Origin of the sequence: Streptomyces sp. NPDC091281, from assembly GCF_044757425.1 — a bacterium.
Lineage (GTDB): Bacteria > Actinomycetota > Actinomycetes > Streptomycetales > Streptomycetaceae > Streptomyces.
This window is the reverse complement of the sequence record NZ_JBIVUY010000001.1, coordinates 392,027-416,036: the sequence shown is the minus strand read 5'-3', so window position 1 is coordinate 416,036 and position 24,010 is coordinate 392,027. Positions and strand designations below refer to the sequence as shown.

Genomic DNA, 24,010 nt, shown 5'->3' with positions numbered 1-24,010 from the left:
GGGCGGCAGCCCCCAGACCTGGCGCGAGGCCCCGTCACCCAGGCCTCACCGCCCGTTGAACGCGTCCTTCAACCGCGAGAACAGCCCCTGCTGCCCCGGCTGGAACTGCCCGAGCGGCCGCTCCTCCCCCCGCAGCTTCGCCAGCTCCCGCAACAACCGCTCCTGCTCGGGGTCGAGCTTGGTCGGCGTCTGCACCTCGACGTGCACGATGAGATCGCCGCGTCCCCCGCCCCGCAGGTGGGTGACGCCCCGCCCGTGCAGCGGGATGGACTGCCCGGACTGGGTGCCGGGCCGGATGTCGACCTCCTCCAGCCCGTCGAGCGTCTCCAGCGGCACCTTCGTGCCGAGGGCCGCCGCCGTCATCGGGAGGGTGACCGTGCAGTGCAGGTCGTCCCCGCGCCGCTGGAACATGGCGTGCGGCAGCTCGTGGATCTCGACGTAGAGGTCACCGGCGGGGCCGCCACCGGGCCCGACCTCGCCCTCACCGGCGAGCTGGATGCGGGTGCCGTTGTCGACACCGGCGGGGATCTTGACGGTCAGCGTCCGCCGGGACCGTACGCGTCCGTCACCGGCGCACTCGGGGCACGGGGTGGGGACGACGGTGCCGAAGCCCTGGCACTGGGGGCAGGGGCGGGAGGTCATGACCTGGCCGAGGAAGGACCGCGTCACCTGGGACACCTCGCCGCGTCCGCGGCACATGTCGCAGGTCTGCGCGGAGGTCCCGGGCGCGGCGCCTTCGCCGCTGCACGTGGTGCAGACGATGGCGGTGTCGACCTGGATGTCCTTGGTGGTGCCGAAGGCGGCCTCGTCGAGGTCGACCTCCAGCCGGATCATCGCGTCCTGGCCCCGCCGGGTGCGCGAGCGGGGCCCGCGCTGGGACGCCGTGCCGAAGAAGGCGTCCATGATGTCGGAGAAGTTGCCGAAGCCGCCCGCGCCGAAGCCGCCGGCCGCGCCGCCCGCCTGGGAGAGGGGGTCGCCGCCGAGGTCGTAGACCTGCTTCTTCTGCGGGTCCGACAGCACCTCGTAGGCGGCGTTGATCTCCTTGAACCGCTCCTGGGTCTTCGGATCGGGGTTGACGTCCGGGTGCAGCTCGCGTGCGAGCCGCCGGAAGGCCTTCTTGATCTCTTCCTGCGACGCGTCGCGGCGCACGCCGAGAACGGCGTAGTAGTCCGTGGCCACTTACGACTCCGCCAGGATCTGTCCGACGTACCGTGCCACTGCGCGTACCGCTCCCATCGTTCCCGGGTAATCCATGCGGGTCGGTCCGACCACGCCGAGCTTGGCGACTGCCTCGCCGCCCGAACCGTAGCCGACCGAGACCACGGACGTGGAGTTGAGTCCCTCGTAGGCGTTCTCGTGACCGATGCGTACGGTCATGCCCGAATCACCGGCCTCGCCCAGGAGTTTCAGGAGGACGACCTGTTCCTCCAGGGCCTCCAGGACGGGCCGGATGGTGAGAGGGAAGTCATGTCCGAAGCGGGTGAGATTGGCGGTGCCGCCGATCATCAGCCGCTCCTCGTTCTCCTCGACGAGTGTCTCCAGGAGGGTGGAGAGCACGGTCGTGACGGTGCCCCGGTCCTCGGCCTCGAAGGCGTCCGCGAGGTCTTCGACCAGGCGCGGGACGTCGGTGAAGCGGCGGCCCGCGACCCGGCTGTTGAGGCGGGCCCGCAGGTCCGCCACCGAGGCCTCGCCGAACGGCGCCGGGCAGTCCACGAGCCGCTGTTCGACCCGGCCGGTGTCCGTGATCAGCACGAGCATCAGGCGGGCGGGCGCGAGCGACAGCAGTTCGACGTGGCGGACGGTGGAGCGGGTCAGCGACGGGTACTGCACGACGGCGACCTGCCGGGTGAGCTGCGCGAGCAGCCGGACCGTGCGGGCCACGACGTCGTCGAGGTCGACGGCGCCGTCCAGGAAGTTCTGGATGGCGCGGCGTTCGGGGGCCGTCATCGGTTTGACGCCGGCCAGTTTGTCGACGAAGAGCCGGTAGCCCTTGTCGGTGGGGATGCGCCCGGCGCTGGTGTGGGGCTGGGCGATGAAGCCCTCGTCCTCCAGGACGGCCATGTCGTTGCGGACGGTGGCCGGGGAGACGCCGAGGTTGTGCCGCTCGGTGAGGGCTTTGGAGCCGACCGGCTCCTCGGTGCCCACGTAGTCCTGGACGATGGCGCGCAGCACCTGAAGACGTCGTTCGCTCAGCACCGCACACCTCCAGAAGTCGTCCCCCAGTGTCCTGGGCGCCCGGCCTGGCACTCGTCACTTCCGAGTGCCAGCGTTCCCCGGCCCAGTGTACGGCGGTGGGGTACACCCGGGGCAAGGTCGCGCACGCGCCCGCCCGCGCACCGGGTGCCCGCCACGTTAGCGTCGCCGCATGACGGTGACTTGGGAAGAGGCCGGGTGGGATCGGGTGGCGCCGGGGGTGGGGCGGCGCCGGCTGCCGGGCTGGGACTGCACGGTGGGGCTGGTCGTCGGGGCGGACCGGGTGCTGGTGGTGGACGCGGGGTCGAGCCTGGCGGAGGGGGCGCTGCTGCGGGCGCGGGCGGAGGAGGCGGCGGGCGGGCGTGTGACGGATCTCGCGCTGACCCACGCCCATTTCGACCACGTGTTCGGGGCGGCGGCGTTCGCGGACGCGGAGGTGTACGGCGCGGTGGGGCTGGAGACGGTCCCGGCGGAGGAGCTGCGGGCGGACGCGGTACGGCACGGGCTGGCGGCGGCGGAGGCGGCGGAGGCCGCGCGGCGCCTGGTCCGCCCCGGCCACCTGGTCTCCGGGGAGCGGACCCTCGACCTGGGCGGCGGCCTGCGGGTGCTGCTGGCGAACGTCGGCCCCGGCCACACCGCGCACGACCTGGCCGTCCTGGTCCCCGGCTCGCCGGGGACGGTGTTCTGCGGCGACCTGGTGGAGGAGTCCGGGGAGCCGCAGGCGGGCCCGGACGCGGTCCCGGCCCGCTGGCCCGCCGCGCTGGACCGCCTGCTCGCGCTGGGCGGCGAGGACGCGCGCTACGTCCCCGGCCACGGCGCGGTGGTGGACGCCGCGTACGTACGGGCCCAACGCGACGCGCTGGCGGCCCGCTACGGCGGATGACAGCCACCCGCCCCCGGCGTGTCACCGCCCCCGCCCGGCAGGCACTCCCCGCCCCTCCCCCGGCGTGTCGCTCCCCCGGCCCCGCCGCTTCTCCTATCGTCATCCGAATGCGCTCGTACTCCGCCGACCTGACCCCGCCCTGGAAGAAGCAGGCGCCCGCCCCCGAGGTCCCGGCCGATCCCGGCCTGGTGGTGGAGGAGCCCGGCACCGGATTCTGCGGGGCGGTGATCCGCTGCGAGGCGGGCACGGTCACCCTGGAGGACCGGTTCGGCAAGCACCGCGTGTTCCCGCTGGAGCCGCGCGGCTTCCTGCTGGAGGGCAGGGCGGTCACCCTGGTCCGCCCGGCGTCCACCGCCCCCGTACGCCCCACCCGGACCGCCTCCGGCTCGGTGGCCGTGCCCGGCGCGCGCGCCCGGGTCGCGCGTGCGGGCCGGATCTACGTCGAGGGCCGCCACGACGCCGAGCTGGTCGAGAAGGTCTGGGGCGACGACCTGCGCGTCGAGGGCGTGGTGGTGGAGTACCTGGAGGGCGTGGACGACCTGCCGTCGATCGTCGACGGGTTCGCCCCTGGCCCCGACGCCCGCCTCGGCGTCCTGGTGGACCATCTGGTCCCCGGCTCGAAGGAGTCCCGCATCGCGGCCTCGGTGACCAGCGCACACGCCCTGGTGGTGGGCCACCCCTACATCGACATCTGGGAGGCCGTGAAGCCGTCCGCGGTCGGCATCCCCGCCTGGCCCCGTGTGCCCCGCGGCCAGGACTGGAAGACGGGCGTCTGCCGCGCCCTGGGCTGGCCCCACGACAACACGGGCGCCGTCTGGCAGGCGATCCTGGCCCGCGTCACGTCGTACAAGGACCTGGAACCGGAACTCCTGGGCCGCGTCGAGGAACTGATCGACTTCGTCACGGACGGCGGCGCGGCCTGACGGGAACGGTGGCCCCGACCGGGCCCGGTCGACGGAACCTCAGTCGACCAGATCCCGCACCACGGCGTCCGCGAGGAGCCTTCCGCGCAGGGTGAGGGCCGCGTGGCCGCGTGCGTACGGTTCCGGGGCGAGGAGGCCGTCGGTGCGGGCCCGGTCGGCGGCGGCGCGGCCCGCGGGGCGCAGGAGGTCGAGGGGGACGCCGTCGCGGAGGCGGAGTTCGAGGAGGACGCGCTCCACCCGGCGGTCCTCGTCGGAGAGGAGTTCGCGGCCCGCGCCCGGGGAGCGGCCTCCGGCGAGGGCGGCGGCGTAGGCGCCGGGGTGCTTGACGTTCCACCAGCGGACGCCGCCGACGTGACTGTGGGCGCCCGGTCCGGCGCCCCACCAGTCGGCACCGCGCCAGTACAGCTCGTTGTGGAGGCAGCGGGCGGCCTCGGAGGTCGCCCAGTTCGACACCTCGTACCAGTCGAAGCCCGCCGCGCTCATCGTCTCCTCGGCGATGAGGTAGCGGTCCGCGTGCACGTCGTCGTCGGTCATGGGGACCTCGCCGCGCCGGATGCGCCGGGCCAGCTGGGTGCCCTCCTCGACGATCAGGGCGTACGCGCTGACGTGGTCGGGGCCCGCGCCGAGCGCCGCGTCCAGGGTGGCCCGCCAGTCGTCGTCGGACTCACCGGGGGTGCCGTAGATCAGGTCGAGGTTGACGTGGTCGAACCCGGCCGCGCGCGCCTCCGCGACACAGGCCTCGGGGCGGCCGGGGGTGTGCGTGCGGTCGAGGACCTTCAGCACGTGCTGCCGGGCGCTCTGCATGCCGAACGAGACCCGGTTGAAGCCGCCCGCGCGGAGCGTCGCGAGGTAGGCGGGGTCGACGGACTCCGGGTTGGCCTCGGTGGTGACCTCGGCGTCGGCGGCGAGCCCGAACTCGTCCCGGATCGCGCCCAGCATCCGCACCAGGTCGTCCGCCGCGAGCAGGGTCGGCGTACCGCCGCCGACGAAGACCGTACGGACCTCGCGCGGGTCGTCGCCGAGGACCTTGCGGGCGAGGCGGACCTCGTCGGTCAGGGTGTCGGCGTAGTTGTCGCGGGAGGCGAGGACGCCGCCGGTGCCGCGCAGCTCGGTCGCGGTGTAGGTGTTGAAGTCGCAGTAGCCGCAGCGGGTCGCGCAGTACGGGACGTGCAGGTAGAACCCGAGCGGGCGGTCGGCGGCCCCGGCCAGCGCGGACGCGGGCAGCGCGCCGTCGTCGGGGACGGGCTCGCCGTCGGGAAGAGCGGAAGGCATGTCCTCCATTGTCCCGTACGGGGGACGCGGCCCGCCCCGGTCACTCCGCCTGGAGGACCAGCAGAGCGAGGTCGTCCTCCGGCGGCTGGGTGCCGAAGTCGTGCACGAGCCGCCGGATGCGGTCGGCGATCAGCTCCGCGTCCAGCCCGGCGCAGCCGCCGAGCGCGGTGGCGAGGCCGTCGCCGTCGTCGAACTGGCGCATGCCCGAGCGCCGCTCGGTGACCCCGTCCGTCACGCACAGCAGGCTGTCCCCGGCCCGCAGCGACAGGGTCTCGCTGACGTACGTGGCGTCCTCGACGACCCCGAGGAGGGTCTGCGGCTGCGCGGCCGTGGTGACGGTGCCGTCGGCGGCGAGGAGCAGCGGCAGCGGGTGCCCGGCGGAGGCGAGGGTGACGCGGACGCCGCCCTCGAAGGGGGCCAGCTCGCCGTAGAGGAGGGAGAGGAAGCGGGTCTGCGGGCCGTCGCCGGGGCGGGCGGGGCCGACGTAGGCGCGGGCGGCGGCGTCGGCGGTCTCGGTGGCGTCGTCGAGGAGGAGCTGGTTGAGCCGGTCGAGGACGTCGGCGACGCCGTACCCCTCGCGGGCCAGCAGTCTCAGCCAGGGCCGGGCGAGGCCGATGACGACGGCCGCCTCCGGGCCCTTGCCCTGCACGTCGCCGACGGCGAAGCACCAGCGGCCGTCGCCCGCCGGGAACAGGTCGTAGAAGTCGCCGCTGGGCCCGCCCTGCTCGCGCGGCTCGTGGACGAGGGCGCTGCGCAGGCCGGGGATCTGGGCGACGGCGCCGGGCAGCAGGCCACGCTGGAGGACGGAGCTGATGGTGACCTGGCGGGCGTACTGGCGGGCCGCGTTGATGGCGAGCGCGACCCGGCGGCCCAGGTCCTCGACCAGGCCGGTGACCTCGTCGGGGAAGCGGAGCAGTCCGGCCCGCCCGATGACCAGCGTGCCGAGCGGCCGGCCGCCCGCGACGAGGCGGTACGCGAGGGCCGCGCCGTCCGGGCCGAGGACGGCGGCGGGCCACGGGTGGGCGGCCGGACCGGCGTGCGGGGCGTCGGGCGGCGCGGGCGGCTCCTTCTCCAGGGCGCGGCGCAGCTCCTCGATGAGGTGCTCCGCGCCGTGCCAGACGCGGGCGAGGCGCGGCCCGGTGCCGTCGTCCCAGCCGCGGCCGTCCAGCTCGTCCTCCAGCCAGACCGCGCACCAGTCGGCGAGCCGCGGCACGATCAACTGTCCGGTGAGCGCGGCCACATGGTCCTCGTCGAGCTGTCCGGCGAGCAGGTCGGAGGCCTCGGCGAGGAAGGTGAGGGCGCCCCGGCCGAGCCAGTCGCGGGCGCGGGCGGCGGGGCCGGGGTCGGGGGCGAGGGCCTCCGCGAAGGCGAGGTGGGGGTCGGCGGGCAGCCGGGTGGCGCCGAGCGGGCCGTCGTCGTCCCCGGTCCGGGACGGCAGCCGCGCCCACACGCTCTTGGTGCCGCGCCGGTAGGTGACGCCCCAGGCCTCCGCGAGCGCGGCGACGAGCCGCAGCCCGCGCCCGTACTCCGGTGTCTCGTACGACGCCTCGGGCGCGCCGTCGCGCGGGGCGCGGGAGGGGTGGTGGTCGGTGACCTCGACGACGACGGCGGGACCGTCCGGGCCGGCCGCGCCGGCGGCCGGCGCGGTCTCCAGCCGGCAGTCCACGTCGACCTCGGTGCCGGCGTGCACGACGGCGTTGGTGACCAGCTCGCTGACGACGAGTATGGCGTCCTCGGCGAGCAGGTCGGAGAGGTCGGGGGCGCCCGGGACACCGGCCGCCCGCCACTCGGTGAGCGCGGCCCGCACGAGGTCGCGGGCGGCGCCGGGCGCGAGCGAGCTGCCGACCAGGGTCGCGCGCAGGTGCGGCTGCCCGCCCGGGGACACGGGCGGTCCGTCGGCACGGGACACGATCTCCCGTTGCGTCGGAATGGCCCCCATGGGCAGCTCCCGCCGGTCGGCTACGCGGACCCGGCCGGGGAACGCCGTCGTCCGATGTTCCGACGATCACGACACCCCACCCGGTTCCCGCCAGGGTGGCAGACCGTGCCCACCCCCAAGCAAGGAGTTACGGAACTGACCCTTTCCGACCGGAACAAGCCACTCCATGGGTAAGCCGGACCCCCTGGGGGCAGGGCGCAGCCCACCCCCCAGGGGCGCGGGGAACTGCGCGCCCAGCCCCCCACGACCCGCACCCGCCCACCTGAGCAGGGCGCAGCCCGCTCCTCAGGGGCGCGGGGAACTGCGCGACCAGCCCCCACCCACCCGCACCCGCCGCCGCAACCTCAACCAGCCCCACCGAAGGCGCCCCCCTACGCCTCGCGAGAGCCCACGTACATCTCCTCGATCAACCCCTTGTACTCCCGCTCCACCACCGGCCGCTTCAGCTTCAGACTCGGCGTGATCTCCCCGTGCTCCACATCGAGATCCCGCGGCAGCAGCCGGAACTTCTTGATCGTCTGCCACTTCTGCAGCCCCTGGTTGAGCTGCGTGACGTACTCCTCGACCATCCCCACCGTCGCGGACGCGGCGACGACCTCCGCGTACGGCTTCCCGCCGAGCCCGTTCTCCTCCGCCCACGCGAGGATCGCCACCTCGTCGAGGGCGATGAGCGCGGTGCAGTAGTTCCGGTCGGCGCCGTGCACGAGGATGTTGGAGACGTACGGGCAGATCGCCTTGAACTGCCCCTCCACCTCCGCGGGCGCGATGTACTTGCCGCCGGACGTCTTGATGAGGTCCTTCTTGCGGTCGGTGATCCGCAGGTACCCGTCGGGCGACAGCTCGCCGATGTCCCCGGTGTGGAACCAGCCGTCGGCCTCCAGCACCTCGGCGGTCTTCTCGGGCAGCCCGTGGTACCCCTCCATGACACCGGGCCCGCGCAGCAGGATCTCCCCGTCGTCGGCGATCCGCACCTCCGTACCGGGCAGCGGCTTGCCGACGGTGCCGGTGCGGTAGGCCTCGCCGGGGTTGACGAAGGAGGCGGCGGAGGTCTCGGTGAGGCCGTAGCCCTCCAGGATGTGGATGCCGGCGCCCGCGAAGAAGAAGCCGATGTCGGGCGCGAGGGCGGCGGAGCCGGAGATGCAGGCGCGGAGGTTGCCGCCGAACGCCTCGCGGATCTTGGCGTAGACGAGGGTGTCGGCGACCTTGTGCTTGGCGGTGAGGCCGAACGGCGCGGTGCGTACGCCGGTGCGCTTGAAGTTGTCCTGGGTGACCTTGGCGTACTCGCGGGCGACCTCGGCGGCCCACTGGAAGATCTTGTACTTGGCGCCGCCGCCCGCGCGGGCCTTCGCGGCGACCCCGTTGTAGACCTTCTCGAAGATGCGCGGCACGGCCGCCATGTACGTCGGCTGCACGACCGGCAGATTCTCGATGATCTTGTCGACGCGGCCGTCGACGGCGGTGACGTGACCGACCTCGATCTGCCCGGAGATCAGCACCTTGCCGAAGACGTGCGCGAGCGGCAGCCACAGGTACTGCACGTCCTCCGCGCTCACCAGCCCGGTCGCGGCGATCGCCTTCGCCATGTACGACCAGTTGTCGTGCGGCAGGCGTACGCCCTTGGGGCGGCCGGTGGTGCCGGAGGTGTAGATGAGGGTGGCGAGCTGGTCGGCGGTGATCGCGGCGACCCGCTCCTTGATCAGCCCGGCGTCCTTCTCCAGCCGGGCGGCGCCGCGCTGCTCCAGCTCGTCGAGGGTGAGGATCCAGTCGGCGGCCTCCACCCCGGCCGGGTCGATCACCACGACATGGGTCAGCTCGGGCAGCTCCTGGCGCTTCTCCACGGCCTTGGCGAGCTGCGCCGCGTCCTCGGCGATCAGCACCCGGCTGCCGGAGTCGGAGAGGATGAACGCCGACTCGTCGGCGTTGGTCTGCGGATAGACCGTGGTGGTCGCCGCGCCCGCGCACATGATGCCGAGGTCGGCGAGGATCCACTCGACGCGGGTGGAGGAGGCGAGCGCGACGCGCTGCTCCGGCTGGATGCCCAGCTCGATCAGCCCGGCGGCGATGGCGTACACCCGCTGCGCGGCCTGCGCCCAGGTCAGCGTCTTCCAGGTGTCGGGGCCCTCCGCGGCGGCGGCCGGGACGGGGTGGCGGTAGGCCTCCGCGTCCGGCGTGGCCGCCACCCGGTCCAGGAAGAGGCCCGCGACGGACGGCGGACGGTTCTCGATCAGTGTCTGTGTGTCGCTCACGACATCCTCCGGGGCCCGCGACGTTGCGGCTGGCTCAGCGCGGCTGTTGTTTAACTCACGAGTAACTATCGAGCAGGGGATCAGCGTAAAGGGCGACCGCCCGGCACGTAAGGGGTCACGTACGGTCACTTTTCACAGAACAGGGGCCCCGCACACCTCCCCCCGCGAGGCCGTGCCGCCGCGCCCGGCGGGTCGGGACGGACCGACGGACGACGCGGGGCCCCCCGCGCCGCTGCGCGAGGGGCCCCGATACCGCCGGTTACAGCGGGCTACTTCTTGCCCTTGCCCGAGCCCGCGTTCTCCTCGCTGCTCAGGACGGCGATGAAGGCCTCCTGGGGAACCTCCACCGAACCCACCATCTTCATCCGCTTCTTGCCTTCCTTCTGCTTCTCCAGCAGCTTCCGCTTCCGGGAGATGTCACCGCCGTAGCACTTGGCGAGGACGTCCTTGCGGATGGCGCGGATCGTCTCGCGGGCGATGACGCGGGAGCCGACGGCGGCCTGGATCGGCACCTCGAAGGCCTGCCGCGGGATCAGCTCGCGCAGCTTGGCGACGAGCCGCACCCCGTAGGCGTACGCGGCGTCCTTGTGGGTGATCGCCGAGAAGGCGTCGACCTTGTCGCCGTGCAGCAGGATGTCGACCTTGACCAGGCTGGAGGTCTGCTCGCCGGTGGGCTCGTAGTCGAGGGAGGCGTAGCCGCGGGTCTTGGACTTCAGCTGGTCGAAGAAGTCGAAGACGATCTCCGCGAGGGGCAGCGTGTAGCGGATCTCGACGCGGTCCTCGGAGAGGTAGTCCATGCCGAGCAGGGTGCCGCGCCGCGTCTGGCACAGCTCCATGATCGAGCCGATGAACTCGGTCGGCGCGAGGATCGTGGCCCGTACGACCGGCTCGTACACCTCGTTGATCTTGCCTTCGGGGAACTCGCTCGGGTTGGTGACGACGTGCTCGGCGCCGTCCTCCATCACCACGCGGTAGACCACGTTCGGCGCGGTGGCGATGAGGTCGAGGCCGAACTCGCGCTCCAGCCGCTCGCGGATCACGTCGAGGTGGAGCAGGCCGAGGAAGCCGACGCGGAAACCGAAGCCGAGGGCGGCGGAGGTCTCCGGCTCGTAGACGAGCGCGGCGTCGTTGAGCTGGAGCTTGTCCAGGGCCTCGCGCAGCTCGGGGTAGTCGGAGCCGTCCAGCGGATACAGGCCGGAGAAGACCATCGGCTTGGGGTCCTTGTACCCGCCCAGGGCCTCGGTGGCGCCCTTGGCCTGGCTGGTGACGGTGTCGCCGACCTTGGACTGGCGGACGTCCTTCACACCGGTGATGAGGTAGCCCACCTCGCCGACGCCGAGACCGTCCGCGCCCAGCATCTCGGGCGAGTTGGTGCCGATCTCCAGCAGCTCGTGGGTGGCGTTCGTCGACATCATGCGGATGCGCTCACGCTTGTTGAGCTGGCCGTCGATGACCCGGACGTAGGTGACGACGCCGCGGTAGGAGTCGTAGACCGAGTCGAAGATCATGGCGCGGGCGGGGGCGTCCGCGACACCGACCGGCGCCGGGACCTCCCGGACCACCCGGTCGAGCAGCGCGTCGACGCCGACGCCGGTCTTCGCCGAGACCCGCAGCACGTCGTCGGGGTCGCAGCCGACCAGGTTCGCCAGCTCCTCGGCGAACTTCTCCGGCTGCGCGGCCGGCAGGTCGATCTTGTTCAGCACGGGGATGATCGTGAGGTCGTTCTCCATCGCCAGGTACAGGTTGGCGAGGGTCTGCGCCTCGATGCCCTGAGCGGCGTCCACGAGCAGGACGGTGCCCTCACAGGCGGCCAGCGACCGCGAGACCTCATAGGTGAAGTCGACGTGCCCGGGGGTGTCGATCATGTTGAGGATGTGCGTACGGTCGGGGTCCTGGCTCGGAGCCCACGGCAGCCGCACCGCCTGGGACTTGATCGTGATGCCGCGCTCGCGCTCGATGTCCATGCGGTCGAGGTACTGAGCACGCATCTGTCGCTGCTCGACCACACCGGTCAGCTGGAGCATCCGGTCGGCGAGCGTGGACTTGCCGTGGTCGATGTGCGCGATGATGCAGAAATTGCGGATCAGAGCCGGGTCGGTACGGCTCGGCTCGGGCACATTCTTAGGGGTCGCGGGCACGCAGGGTCCTGTCTCTTGAGGCGCCTTCGTGCCTCGGGTCGGATCGATACGTAGGTTCCATGGTCCCACGGGCGGCGACCGGGAAGCCGGTGCGGGCCGCCCGGGGACCGGTTTGGGCGGGCCGGGGGGCCGCTGGTAGCCTGGGTGGCTGTGTCTCATGCCCTCTCAGCGCGAGGCACACCCAAGAAATCACCTGGTGCGGGACCCTCGCGGCCCCGTGCCTGAACCTGCAAAGGCTCTTTCGTGGCGAACATCAAGTCCCAGATCAAGCGGATCAAGACCAACGAGAAGGCGCGACTGCGCAACAAGGCCGTCAAGTCCTCCCTCAAGACCGCGATCCGCAAGGCCCGCGAGGCCGCTGCCGCGGGTGACGTCGAGAAGGCCACCGAGTACCAGCGCGCTGCCGCGCGTCAGCTCGACAAGGCCGTCTCCAAGGGTGTCATCCACAAGAACCAGGCCGCCAACAAGAAGTCGGCGCTCGCTTCGAAGGTCGCGTCCCTCCAGGGCTGAACCCTTTCTTGATCTGACCGCCGGAAGGACCCCGAGCGGGCCCTCTCTCCTCCGCTCCCTCCCGGCCCCCGAGTCCGCACGCGGCCTGCGTTCGCCACGCGGGTGCGGACTCGCCCGGCAGCACAGCCTGCTGACCTTGCTTGAACCGAAGGCCCCCGCCTCCCTCCCTTCCCCAGGGAGGAGCGGGGGCCTTCGGCGTGGAGCGGGGGTGGGGGGTGGGGGATTTGGTGGGGTGGGGGGTTGGTGGGGGCGGGGGTGTGCTCCGGTGGGGGCTCGTGCCTCGGTCGGGGGCAGGGGCACGCGTCGCGGTGGCGGGCTCAGCGGCCCGCCTCCCCGGTGCGGCTCAGCGGCCCGCCCCTCGGCCCCGGGCCGCGCGGGCGATCGCGACCACGGCTTTCTCCAGCGCGTACTCCGGGTCGTCGCCGCCACCCTTCACGCCCGCGTCCGCGTCGGCGACCGCGCGCAGGGCCTCCGCGACGCCGTCCGGGGTCCAGCCGCGCATCTGCTGCCGGACCCGGTCGATCTTCCAGGGCGGCATGCCCAGCTCGCGCGCCAGGTCGGCGGGGCGGCCGCCGCGCGCGGAGGACAGCTTGCCGATGGCCCGGACGCCCTGCGCGAGCGCGCTGGTGATCAGCACCGGCGCCACCCCCGTCGACAGCGACCAGCGCAGCGCCTCCAGCGCCTCCGCGGCCCGCCCCTCGACGGCCCGGTCCGCGACGGTGAAGCTCGACGCCTCGGCCCGGCCCGTGTAGTACCGCCCCACGACAGCCTCGTCGATCGTCCCCTCGATGTCGGCGGCGAGCTGCGACACCGCGGACGCCAGCTCCCGCAGATCACTGCCGATGGAGTCCACCAGCGCCTGGCACGCCTCGGGCGTCGCCGAACGGCCGGTGGCCCGGAACTCGGCCCGCACGAAGGCCAGCCGGTCCGCGGGCTTCGTCATCTTCGGGCAGGCGACCTCCCGCGCACCCGCCTTGCGCGCCGCGTCCAGCAACGCCTTGCCCTTGACCCCGCCCGCGTGCAGCAGCACCAGCGTGATCTCCTCGGCGGGCGCCCCCAGATACCCCTTCACGTCCTTCACCGAGTCCGCCGACAGATCCTGCGCGTTCCGCACGACCACGACCTTGCGCTCCGCGAAGAGCGACGGACTGGTCAGCTCGGCGAGCGTGCCGGGCTGCACCTGGTCGTGCGTCAGATCCCGTACGTCCGTGTCGGCGTCGGCGGCCCGCGCGGCGGCCACCACCTCCTGCACGGCACGGTCCAGCAGCAGGTCCTCCTGGCCCACGGCAAGGGTCACCGGGGCGAGCGGGTCGTCATTCGCAGTCTTCCTGGCCATCGCCCCCAGCATGGCACGCGCCACCGACACCGCCGTCCCGCCCGCCGTCCCCGCGGGCAGCCGCCGCTACGGCTCCTCGCGCCACCCGTCCCACTCCCCCGCGAACGCGTCCAGCTCGGCCCCGTCCAGGCGCTCCTCCTCGTCCCGCAGCACCACCAGCCACTGCGCGTCCTCCGCGTCGTCCTCCCCAGCCAGCGCGTCCCGCACGACCTGCGGCTCCTCCCGCACCCCGAACCGCTCCGCCAACGCCTCGACGACCTCCTCGGCGGCCTCGCGGTCGGGCAGCACCAGCACATGTCTCACATCACTCACCCACCCATCTTCCGGCACCATCCGACGGAGTCCGGGAGCGGGGCGAGAACTACGGGGGCCTGCGGGGCGCGTCGGGTCTCCGGAGGCCTCCGGGACAGGCCGGGGCTACGGGGGCCTCCGGGACAGGTCGGAGCTACGGAGACCTCCGGGGCGCAGGCCGGGGCTCCGCAGGCAGGGCCGCGCAGGCACGCCTCCACGCGGCCGGACGCCCCCTACCAGCCCCCGGAGGGCCCCGCGCCCTGCGTCCTCACCTCCGTCCTCACCTCGGGCACCCGCACCCACTCCATCCCGAACTCCTCCCGGTACACGCGCAGCACCTCCTCGTCCTTCTCCAACTCCCTCTCCTCGCTGGTCCCGTCGGGTGCCGTCGTCTTCAGGCGGCGCCCGCTGAGGGTGACGCGGCCGCCGTCCCGGGTGATCCGGGAGCAGATCAAAGACTGCGTGAAGTGCGACTCCGGGGAGGTGCGGTGCCACCAGGCGCCCGCCGCGAAGTCGGCCAGCGCCCGGGGTCTCGCCTCCAGCCGGTACACCCGCGCCCCGTCGTGCACCACGTCCAGGTCGGCCGCCCCGGACACGCCGCCGCCCTCCCGCGACGGCCGTCCCGCGCCGCCCTTGACGCCCGCTGCGTCCGGCCCCGCCTCCATGATCCGGAACGTGCCCGCGGGGTCCTCCTGCTCACCCCGGTGCTCCCAGCACAGCGGCCCGTGGCTGTGCGCCCCGAACCCGACGTCGGCCAGCCACTCCCCCGCGTCCACCGTCCGCACCAGCAGCGCGAGATGGTCGTACGGGATGCCGAGCCGCCCGTCCCTGCCGTACACCCGTGCGGCGAGCAGCGTCACGTCGAAGCCCAGCGCCTTGAGCAGCGCCCCGAACGCCCCGTTCAGTTCGTAGCAGAAGCCGCCCCGGCCGCCCGGCCCCGCGACCTTCCACGCCAGCCGCCGCTCCTCCAGCACGATCTCCTCCCCGAGATGCACCGACAGGTTCTCGAAGGGCACGGTCCGCAGATGCCGCAGATGCAGCTCCCGCAGCACGTCGACGGTGGGCCACGCCGGGTACTCCACCCCCAGCCGGCGCAGATAGTCCTCGACCAACCCCGCGTCCAGCGGTCCGGTGTCTGCCTGTACGGAAGTCATGGCCTCAGTCTCCCGCCACCCGCAGTCCGGCGCCCGCACCCGCCACGGCGAGCGCCCCGTCCCGGTCCGTCCGCAGCACCGTCGCCCCGGCCGCCCGCAGCGCGGCGACGGTCCCGGGCGCCGGATGCCCGTACGGGTTGTCCGCGCCCACCGAGATCAACGCCAGCCTCGGCGCCACCGCCCCCAACAGCCCCGGATGCTGGTACGCCGAGCCGTGATGCGCCACCTTCAGCACATCGACCCCGCCCAGCCCGGCCGCCGCCGGTGACCGTGCCAGCGCCTCCTGGGCCGGGGGTTCCAGGTCCCCCAGCAGGAGCATCCGCAGCCCCGCCGACCGCACCAGCAGCGTCACGCTCGCGTCGTTCGGCCCCTCCGGTCCCGGCACCTGCGGGGCGGGCGGCCACAGCACCTCCCAGTCCAGCGCGCCCAGCCGCCGCCGCTCCCCGGCCGCCACCGGCACGACCGGCACCCCGGCCGCCTCCGCCTCCCTCCGCACGAACGCCGCCTGATCGGCGGGCTCCGCGAACCCGGTCGTCCCGATCTCCCCCACCGCCCGCCCCTTCAACACCCCGGGCAGTCCGGCGACATGGTCGGCGTGGAAGTGGGTCAGCACCAGGTACGGGACCCGGGTCACGCCCAGCGTCCGCAGACACCGGTCGACCAGCACCGGGTCGGGCCCCGCGTCCACCACGACACCGGCACCGTCCCCGGCCGCGAGGACCAGCGCGTCCCCCTGCCCCACGTCGCACATCGCCAGCCGCCAGCCCGGCGGGGGCCAGCCGGTGAGGGCCCGGGTCAGTGGCGGCGGACGCACCACCGCCAGCAGGAGCAGCACCGCGCACGCCGCACACAGCCAGGGATGCCGGGCCACCCGCCGCCCGACCGGCACCAGTCCGGCCCCGACGAGCGCGAGCAGCAGCGCACCGGCCCAACTGCCCGGCCAGTCCACCCCCGCCCCCGGCAGCGCGGCCCCGGCCCGCGCCACCCCGGCGATCCACTCCGCCGGCCATCCCGCGCACCAGGCCAGCGCCCGCGCGACCGGCATCGCCCACGGTGCCGCCGCCAGCGCCGCGAACCCCAGCACGGTCGCCGGAGCCACCGCGAACTCCACGAGAAGGTTGCACGGCACCGCCACCAGGCTCACCCGCGCCGACAGCACCGCCACGACCGGCGCGCACACCAGCTGCGCGGCCCCCGCCGCCCCAAGTGCCTCCGCCAGCCGGGGCGGCACCCGGCGCCGCCGCAGCCCGGCACTCAGGCGCGGCGCCAGCGTCAGCAGCGCCCCCGTGGCCAGCACGGACAGCAGGAAGCCGTAACTCCGGGCCAGCCACGGGTCGTAGAGCACCAGCAGCAGGACGGCCGTGGCCAGTGCCGGGATCAGCGATCTGCGGCGGCCGGTCGCCAGGGCCAGCAGGACGACCGCGCCGCAGGCCGCCGCCCGCAGCACGCTCGGGTCCGGTCGGCACACCACCACGAACCCGAGGGTCAGCGCGCCGCCCAGCAGTGCGGTCGTCCGCAGCGGCACACCGAGCCGGGGCGCCAGCCCCCGCCGCTCCGCCGACTGCGCCACGCCGGGCGGGCCGAGGAGCAGGGCCAGCATGATCGTGAGGTTGCTGCCGGAGACGGCGAGGATGTGGGTGAGGTCGGTCGCCCGGAACGCCTCGTCCAGCTCCGGAGTGATCCGCGCGGTGTCCCCGACCACCAGCCCCGGCAGCAGCGCCCGCGCGTCCGGCGGCAGCCCGTCGGTGGCGGCGCGCAGCCCCGCCCGCAACCGCCCGGCCGTCCGCTGCGCCGCCGTCGGCCCCCGCACCACGTCGGGTGGCGCGTCGCGCCCTGTCCGCACCCGCAGCACGGCCGCGATCCGGTCCCCGCCGGTCAGCGGGGCCGCCAGCCGCCCGGTGACACGGACCTGGGTGGACGGCAGCAACCCGAGCCACGCCGCCCGTCCAGCCCCAGGCGACTGCGCCGACCGGGCCGACCGGAGATCGGTCTTCCCTCCTCTCTCTCGCACATCCACGACGAGCAGCACCGGCGTCCGCGTCACCGTCCGCCTCCCGCCCGAGCCGACCTCTCGCACCTCCGCGTCGATCAGCACCGAGTCCTGGCTCATCCGGTCCCCCCGCACCCTGGGCCGGGCAAGCCGGGGATCGGAGGTCAGTTCCACCTCGGCGGTCACCGTCACGGACTCCCGCGCCAGCGCGGGCACCGGCCCCCGGCGCAGATCCGCGCCATGCAGCGCCGCGGAGAGTGCGGCCGCCGCCGCGCAGAGCAGCACACCCGCACCGGTCACCCGGGACCACGCACCCGAGGCACCCGAACCGGGCGCCCGCACCGCGCCGCTCCGCCACCGTCCAGCCCCCGGCTCACGCACCGTCCCCGTCCCACGACCGGACCACAGCAGGAGAACCGCCCCGATCAGGCACCCGACGACGACCGTCCCCACCACTCCTACGGAGGCGTCCACCGCCCAGGCGGCCATGCCCCACGCCGCCAGTGCGGGCGGGACCAGTCGCAGGTCCACCGCCCCTTCCCGCCGGGGGTGCGAGGCACCGAGCCGGTGCCCGGAGGCGGCGTGCACATCCGGGCGGGCGCGGCTGCGGACCCCGCCACCGGCAGTCCCCGCGCTCACGGCCGCACCAGGTTCCGCAGATCGGAGAAGCGCCGCTCCCCGATGCCGTTCACCTCGCGCAGTTCGTCGACCGAGCGGAAGCCTCCGTGCCGGGTGCGGTGCTCGATGATGTGCTGTGCCAGCACGGGCCCCACACCGGGCAACGTGTCCAGCTGCTCCAGAGTGGCCGTACTGAGGGAGAGCGGCGCTACCGGAAGCCCCGGGCCCACCCCACCAGCACCGCTCCCCGCACCCGCACCCGATCCTGCGGCGCCCGCACCGGGCCCCACCGGTCCCCCAGGCGGCTGCGGTCCCCCGACGACCACCTGCTCGCCGTCCACCAGGAACCGTGCCCGGTTCAGCCCGTCCGTGTCCGTCCCCGGCCGCACCCCACCCGCCGCGTTCAGCGCGTCGACCACCCGGGCCCCAGCCGGAAGCCGGTGAATCCCCGGACGGCGCACCTTGCCGCTGACGTCCACGACGATCTCGGCGGCGGGGGCGCCGCCGCCGGACAGGGACGAGGGGGACGAGGGGTGCACGGGGGTCGCAAGACCCGACGGCACCGCAGACCCCCGCCCGGTCTCCCCGTCGTACGGTGCCGACGCCCGCACCACCTCGGGGGTCGCCACCGCGCGGCTGCGCCCCGCCCAGAAGTGCTGGAGGGCGAAGGCGGCCACGGCCACCACCACGACGGCCAGCGCCAGCACGCTCCTGAGTTCCAGCCCGCAGCGCGCCTGCACCCACACCGGCATCCGTTCCCGCAGCGCGGGCCCGAACCGCTCCCGCCACCCCACACCCGAGACGCCCCCAACGCCCCCAACGCCCTCGGCGCCCTCACCAGCCTCATCAACCGGGTCGGCCCGGCGACCACCGTCACCCGCGTCCGACCCCGCACCCGCACGGGTGCCGCCGTCAGCCCCCGCACCCACACCCGTACCGACGCCCGCCCCCGTACCCGCCCGCGTCAGCGAACCCGCCAGCGGCGCCCCCGGCACCGGCACGGTCTCCGGCGGACCAGGCCCCCGCACCCCCCGTCGTACTTCGGGCGGCGCAGCCTCCCCTTCGCCGCCCCCGGGGGAGAACAGGGCCTCCGCCCGGCGGCGCAGCTCGGCCGCCGGGACGGCTCGGGTGCGGGCCCGGCCGTGGGCCGGTGAACGGCGTGGGCGCAGGCGCCCGTCGGAGCCGGGCGGTCGCCCGGGTCCACTGGTCGCGGTCGTCGTACGTGAGTGAGGTCGAAGTGCCATGCCCCGAGCATCGGAGATCTCCCCGATCGGCGATGATCTTGCTCAATATCCGTGGAGAACGGACCAGTTGTGGATAACTCGATCACCCTGCCGAGTGAACCGACCGCCCCGCCAAGCCACTTCCCGCCGCCCCCGCGGCGTCCTCACCGCTCCGAGACCACGACCGCCAGCAACCCCGGCCCCGTGTGCGCCCCGATGACCGCGCCCACCTCGCTCACGTGCAGCACGCCCAGGTCGGGCACCCGGGCCCGGAGCCGGTCGGCGAGGGCCGACGCCCGTTCCTGGGCGGCGAGATGGTGGACGGCGATGTCGACGGGCGTGCTCCCGGCCCGCTCGGCCGCCAGCTCCTCCAGGCGGGCGATCGCCTTCGACGCCGTCCGCACCTTCTCCAGGGGCTCGATGCGCCCTCCGTCGAGCTGGAGCAGGGGCTTCACCGCGAGCGCGGAGCCGAGGAGGGCCTGGGCGGCGCCGATCCGGCCGCCCCGGCGCAGATAGTCGAGGGTGTCGACGTAGAAGTACGCGGAGGTGGCCGCGGCCCGTTTCTCCGCCGCGGCGACCGCCTCGTCGACCGTGCCGCCCGCCCGCGCGGTCTCGGCGGCGGCCAGGGCGCAGAAGCCGAGGGCCATGGCGATCATCCCGGTGTCCACCACCCGTACCGGCACCGGCGCCTCCCGCGCGGCGAGGACGGCCGCGTCGTAGGTGCCGGAGAGTTCGGCGGAGAGGTGGAGGGAGACGATGCCGGTGGCGCCCGCCTCGGCGGCCTTGCGGTAGGTCTCCGCGAAGAGCTGGGGGCTGGGCCGCGAGGTGGTGACGGAACGTCGTTTCTGGAGGGCCTGGGCCAGGGAGCGGGTCGAGATCTCGGTGCCCTCTTCGAGCGCCTGATCGCCGAGGACGACGGTCAGGGGTACCGAGGTGATGCCATGACGCTCCATCGTCGGCTGCGGCAGATAGGCCGTGGAATCCGTGACGATCGCGACATGGCGGGACATGAGCTGGAGATTACCTGCCGGGTCGGCCGGGCGGGAGCCCGGCCCCTCACCCCGGAGCGGAGGGGTCCGGATCGGCCCCGGCACCGCTCACGTAGGGATCAGGCGGTGCTCTCCGGCCGGGGCTTCTTCTGCCAGGAGTAGGTGGGCCGGGGTGTAGGCGGGGTGATCGCGGGCCGGGCGGGCTCGGTCGCCGGGCGCGGGGCGGACTCCTCCGACCGGGCGCGGTCCGCCGTTCCGGGGTCGGCGGCGGGCCAGGCGGGCGGCGCCCCGGCGGTGTCGGGAGTGGTCCAGTGCCGCAGGGCGTCGGCCTCGACGTCGATCTGGGCGTGCAGGGTGTCGAGGTCGTCGGCGGCGAAGCGCTGGGCGCGGTCGCGGGCCGCCCAGCGCAGGGCGTCGGCGGAGGCCGTGATCCGCTCGGTGCGCTCGCGCAGCGACGGCAGCCGGGCGGCGAGGGTGGCCCGGTCGGGGTCGGACTCCAGGCGGCGCAGCTCGGCGTCGAGTTCGTGGCCGTGGGCGCTGAGGCGCTGGAACAGGGCGACGGACTCCCCGAGGGACGCGTCCTCGGCGGCGCCCGCCTGGAGGGCGTCCTGGGTGGAGCGCATCGAGGTGCGTAGCTTCAGCCGGAGCTGGGCGACCTCCCCGGCCGGTCCGGGCTGGGCGAAGGACTTGGCCCGCAGGGTGTGGTCCTCGACGGTGCGGCGGGCCTGGGAGATCGTGCGGTCCACGCCGCGCTTGGCGGCACCGACCACCTTCACCGTGGCGTACGCGCCGAGCACCAGGAGGAGCACGAAGAGCAGTGCCACGACTGCGATCACGGCTTCCACGGGCGTCTCCTCCAGACCGGCCACGGCACCCCACGCGCCGTTCTTCCACGGTAAACGAGGCGGGCAGGCCCGGAGTTCCACCAGAACCCCGAACCTGCCCGTAGGGGACTACCCCGACCCCGTGCCCCGCGCCAGCCGTGCGGACGGCCGCACCGCGCCGGAAACCCCGGAAACCACCGCCCCGCGGACGGCCGCAACCGCCCCGGAGCCCTCCGCGAGGCCGGACCGGCACCACGGCAACGCACCGACGCCGCCCGGCTTCACCCCCTGGCACCCGGCCACCTGTCAACCGGGCGCCCCGGCCGGCCACCCAGCCCCAGCCCAGAGGCTCGGGCCCCGCTACCGCTACCCAGTAACGATGTTCACCAGCTTCGGCGCCCGGACAATCACCTTCCGGATCGCCGCCCCGCCCAGCGCGGTGACCACGTGTTCGTCGCCCAGCGCCACCTTCTCCAGTTCCTCGTCGGAGATGGCGGGCGAGACCTCCAGCCGGGCCCGGACCTTGCCCTTGATCTGCACGACGCAGGTGACGGTCTCGTCGACCACGTACGCCGGGTCGGCGACGGGGAAGTCCCGGTGGACGACGGAGTCGGTGTGGCCCAGTCGCCGCCACAGCTCCTCGGCGATGTGCGGGGCCAGCGGCGCGACCAGCAGGACCAGCGGCTCGGCGACCGCGCGCGGCAGCGGGCCGCCCGCCTTGGTCAGGTGGTTGTTCAGCTCGGTGACCTTGGCGATGGCGGTGTTGAAGCGCATGCCCTCCAGGTCCTGGCGGACGCCGTCGATGGCCTTGTGCAGCGCGCGCAGGGTGGCCTCGTCGGGCTCGCCGTCGGTGACGGTGACCTGGCCGGTCGCCTCGTCGACGACGTTGCGCCACAGCCGTTGCAGCAGCCGGAACTGGCCGACGACGGCGCGCGTGTCCCACGGCCGGGAGACGTCCAGGGGGCCCATCGCCATCTCGTACAGGCGCAGGGTGTCGGCGCCGTACTCGGCGCAGATCTCGTCCGGGGTGACCGCGTTCTTGAGGGACTTGCCCATCTTGCCCAGCAGCCGGGAGACCTTCTCGCCCTGGAAGTACCAGGCGCCGTCGCGTTCCTCGACCTCGGCGGCGGGCACCGCGATGCCGCGGCTGTCGCGGTAGACGTAGGCCTGGATCATGCCCTGGTTGAACAGCTTGTGGAACGGCTCGGCGGAGGAGACGTGCCCCAGGTCGAAGAGGACCTTGGACCAGAAGCGGGCGTACAGCAGGTGCAGCACGGCGTGTTCGGCGCCGCCGACGTACAGGTCGACGCCGCCGTGCGGCTGGCCCTCGCGCGGGCCCATCCAGTACTGCTCGATCGCGGGGTCGACCAGGCGCTCGCTGTTGTGCGGGTCCAGGTAGCGCAGTTCGTACCAGCAGGAACCGGCCCAGTTGGGCATGGTGTTGGTCTCGCGGCGGTACTTCTTCGGGCCGTCGCCCAGGTCCAGGGTGACGTGGACCCAGTCCGCGTTGCGGGACAGGGGCGGCTCGGGCTGGGTGTCGGCGTCGTCCGGGTCGAAGGTGCGCGGGGAGTAGTCCTCGACCTCGGGCAGCTCCAGCGGCAGCATCGACTCGGGCAGGGAGTGCGCGACGCCCTGCTCGTCGTAGACGATCGGGAAGGGCTCGCCCCAGTAGCGCTGGCGGCTGAACAGCCAGTCGCGCAGCCGGAAGTTGACGGTGCCCGCGCCGATGCCGGAGGTCTCCAGCCAGGCGGTGATGCGCGCCTTGGCCTCGGCGACGTCCAGGCCGTCCAGGGAGATCTGCTCGTTGGCCGAGTTGATGATCTTCGCGTCGTAGGAGGAGAAGGCGTTCTCCCACGTCGAGGTGTCCGTGCCGCGGCCGTCGGTCGGCTCGACGATGCAGTGGACGGGCAGTTCGAAGGCGCGCGCGAACTCGAAGTCGCGCTGGTCGCCCGCGGGGACGGCCATGATGGCGCCCGTGCCATAGCCCATCAGGACGTAGTCGGCGACGAAGACGGGGACCTGCTCGCCGTTGACCGGGTTGGTGGCGTACGCGCCGGTGAAGACGCCGGTCTTGTCCTTGGCCTCGGCCTGGCGCTCGACGTCGGACTTGGCGGTGGCCTGCGCGCGGTACGCGGCGACGGCGGCGGCCGGGGTGGGGTGCCCGCCGGTCCACGGCGCGCGCGTGCCCTCGGGCCAGGTGTCGGCGGTGATCTTCTCGACCAGGGGGTGTTCGGGCGCCAGGACCATGTAGGTGGCACCGAACAGGGTGTCGGGGCGGGTGGTGAAGACGGTGATGTGGTCGCCGTCGACGGGGAAGTCGACGCGGGCGCCCTCGGAGCGGCCGATCCAGTTGCGCTGCTGGAGCTTGATGGCCTCGGGCCAGTCCAGGGCGTCCAGGTCGTCCAGCAGCCGGTCGGCGTAGGCGGTGATGCGCATGTTCCACTGGCGCAGCTTCGCCTTGAAGACGGGGAAGTTGCCGCGCTCGGAGCGGCCGTCGGCGGTGACCTCCTCGTTGGCCAGCACGGTGCCCAGGCCGGGGCACCAGTTGACGGGCGCCTCGGAGGCGTACGCCAGCCGGTACTCGCCCAGGACGTCGGCGCGCTCGGCCTCGGTCAGCCCGTCCCAGGGGCGGTCGCCGGGGACGGCGCGCTCACCGGTGGCGAACTGCTCGATCAGCTCGGCGATCGGGCGGGCCCGGTTCGCCTCCCGGTCGTACCAGGAGTTGAAGATCTGGACGAAGATCCACTGGGTCCACTTGTAGTACTCGGGGTCGATCGTGGCGAACGACCGCCGCTTGTCGTGGCCCAGGCCCAGCCGCCGCAGCTGGACCTTCATGTTCTCCATGTTGGCCTCGGTGGAGACCCTGGGGTGGGTGCCGGTCTGCACGGCGTACTGCTCGGCGGGCAGGCCGAAGGCGTCGAAGCCCAGGGTGTGCAGGACGTTGTGGCCGGTCATGCGCTGGAAGCGCGCGAAGACGTCGGTGGCGATGTAGCCCAGGGGGTGGCCGACGTGCAGGCCCGCACCGGAGGGGTACGGGAACATGTCCATGATGAACTTCTTGGGGCGGGCGACGACCTCGGGGTCGCCCGCCAGGTCGCCCGTGGGGTTCGGCGCGGCGTAGGTGCCCTCCGCGTCCCAGACGTCCTGCCAGCGCGCCTCGATCTCGGCGGCCACGGCAGCCGTGTAGCGGTGCGGCGCGGCCGTCTCGTCGGCGGCGGGGTTCGTCTCGCTCATGGTCCTCTAAGCTCCATCGATCGTCTCTGCCCGCGGCTTCCGGCGGCTGTCACACTCGGGATCACCCTGGGTGCACTCGGGACCACCAAGGATCTCGGGTTCACCCGGGAAACGAAAAATCCCCTCGCACAGGAGGGGATGCCGCGCCGATTCCGAACCGTGGGGGCCGTTCGCTTCGGCCGGTGTCCGGGAGTGATCAGCGCGGCTCGCTAAGCAGAAGGCGTACGGCACGCATGGCCTCAGAGTA

At 73.7% G+C, this 24,010-nt stretch carries 17 protein-coding genes; 3 read left to right on the top strand and 14 right to left on the bottom strand.

Features of this window, described 5'->3' with window-relative positions; genetic code table 11:
* Positions 1-45 precede the first annotated feature (45 nt).
* Complete coding sequence (dnaJ, locus tag ACIQPQ_RS01770) at positions 46-1,179, bottom strand: molecular chaperone DnaJ (protein WP_383767452.1); 1,134 nt, start codon at positions 1,177-1,179, stop codon at positions 46-48.
* Entirely contained in the window at positions 1,180-2,196 is a 1,017-nt protein-coding gene (gene hrcA / locus ACIQPQ_RS01765) for a heat-inducible transcriptional repressor HrcA (protein WP_383767455.1), read from the bottom strand. It abuts the gene before it with no gap.
* Positions 2,197-2,365: 169 nt separating this feature from the next.
* Here hrcA and ACIQPQ_RS01760 point away from each other — a divergent pair, with 169 nt between their 5' ends.
* On the top strand, positions 2,366-3,076 hold the full coding sequence (locus ACIQPQ_RS01760; protein ID WP_401298352.1) for an MBL fold metallo-hydrolase: 711 nt from the start codon (positions 2,366-2,368) through the stop codon (positions 3,074-3,076).
* A gap of 107 nt (positions 3,077-3,183) precedes the next feature.
* A complete protein-coding gene (locus tag ACIQPQ_RS01755; protein ID WP_401298350.1) occupies positions 3,184-3,999 on the top strand; it encodes a DUF3097 domain-containing protein in 816 nt (271 codons plus the stop codon).
* 39 nt (positions 4,000-4,038) lie between these two features.
* Here the strand turns inward: ACIQPQ_RS01755 and hemW are convergent, their stop codons facing one another.
* The 4 genes from hemW to lepA form a co-directional block, all read right to left on the bottom strand.
* Positions 4,039-5,271, bottom strand: coding sequence for a radical SAM family heme chaperone HemW (gene hemW / locus ACIQPQ_RS01750; RefSeq protein WP_401298347.1), 1,233 nt, complete (start codon positions 5,269-5,271; stop codon positions 4,039-4,041).
* A 40-nt stretch (positions 5,272-5,311) separates the two neighbouring features.
* A complete protein-coding gene (locus ACIQPQ_RS01745) occupies positions 5,312-7,210 on the bottom strand; it encodes a SpoIIE family protein phosphatase (RefSeq protein WP_401298345.1) in 1,899 nt (632 codons plus the stop codon).
* A gap of 371 nt (positions 7,211-7,581) precedes the next feature.
* Entirely contained in the window at positions 7,582-9,456 is a 1,875-nt protein-coding gene (locus ACIQPQ_RS01740; protein WP_401298342.1) for an AMP-dependent synthetase/ligase, read from the bottom strand.
* Positions 9,457-9,725: 269 nt separating this feature from the next.
* A complete protein-coding gene (lepA, locus tag ACIQPQ_RS01735) occupies positions 9,726-11,594 on the bottom strand; it encodes a translation elongation factor 4 (RefSeq protein ID WP_383767473.1) in 1,869 nt (622 codons plus the stop codon).
* A 243-nt stretch (positions 11,595-11,837) separates the two neighbouring features.
* On the opposite strand from lepA, the gene rpsT reads away from it, so the two are divergent.
* Complete coding sequence (gene rpsT, locus ACIQPQ_RS01730; RefSeq protein ID WP_133041041.1) at positions 11,838-12,104, top strand: 30S ribosomal protein S20; 267 nt, start codon at positions 11,838-11,840, stop codon at positions 12,102-12,104.
* Between the two features lie 343 nt (positions 12,105-12,447).
* Here the strand turns inward: rpsT and holA are convergent, their stop codons facing one another.
* From holA to leuS, 8 genes are all read right to left on the bottom strand, one after another.
* Positions 12,448-13,440, bottom strand: coding sequence for a DNA polymerase III subunit delta (gene holA, locus ACIQPQ_RS01725; protein WP_401298337.1), 993 nt, complete (start codon positions 13,438-13,440; stop codon positions 12,448-12,450).
* 66 nt (positions 13,441-13,506) lie between these two features.
* Positions 13,507-13,752, bottom strand: a complete 246-nt coding sequence (locus tag ACIQPQ_RS01720) for a hypothetical protein (protein ID WP_383767480.1) — start codon at positions 13,750-13,752, stop codon at positions 13,507-13,509.
* A 212-nt stretch (positions 13,753-13,964) separates the two neighbouring features.
* Entirely contained in the window at positions 13,965-14,885 is a 921-nt protein-coding gene (locus tag ACIQPQ_RS01715; RefSeq protein ID WP_401298332.1) for an arylamine N-acetyltransferase, read from the bottom strand.
* Between the two features lie 4 nt (positions 14,886-14,889).
* Positions 14,890-17,463, bottom strand: coding sequence for a ComEC/Rec2 family competence protein (locus ACIQPQ_RS01710; protein WP_401299569.1), 2,574 nt, complete (start codon positions 17,461-17,463; stop codon positions 14,890-14,892).
* 47 nt (positions 17,464-17,510) lie between these two features.
* On the bottom strand, positions 17,511-18,737 hold the full coding sequence (locus tag ACIQPQ_RS01705) for a helix-hairpin-helix domain-containing protein (RefSeq protein WP_401298330.1): 1,227 nt from the start codon (positions 18,735-18,737) through the stop codon (positions 17,511-17,513).
* Between the two features lie 143 nt (positions 18,738-18,880).
* Positions 18,881-19,726: a DegV family protein gene (locus ACIQPQ_RS01700; protein WP_401298327.1), complete on the bottom strand. Its 846-nt coding sequence runs from the start codon at positions 19,724-19,726 to the stop codon at positions 18,881-18,883.
* A gap of 98 nt (positions 19,727-19,824) precedes the next feature.
* Positions 19,825-20,550 (bottom strand): hypothetical protein, encoded by a 726-nt coding sequence (locus tag ACIQPQ_RS01695; protein WP_401298324.1) that lies wholly within the window; start codon positions 20,548-20,550, stop codon positions 19,825-19,827.
* A gap of 345 nt (positions 20,551-20,895) precedes the next feature.
* Positions 20,896-23,763: a leucine--tRNA ligase gene (gene leuS / locus ACIQPQ_RS01690; protein WP_401298322.1), complete on the bottom strand. Its 2,868-nt coding sequence runs from the start codon at positions 23,761-23,763 to the stop codon at positions 20,896-20,898.
* Positions 23,764-24,010 lie beyond the last annotated feature (247 nt).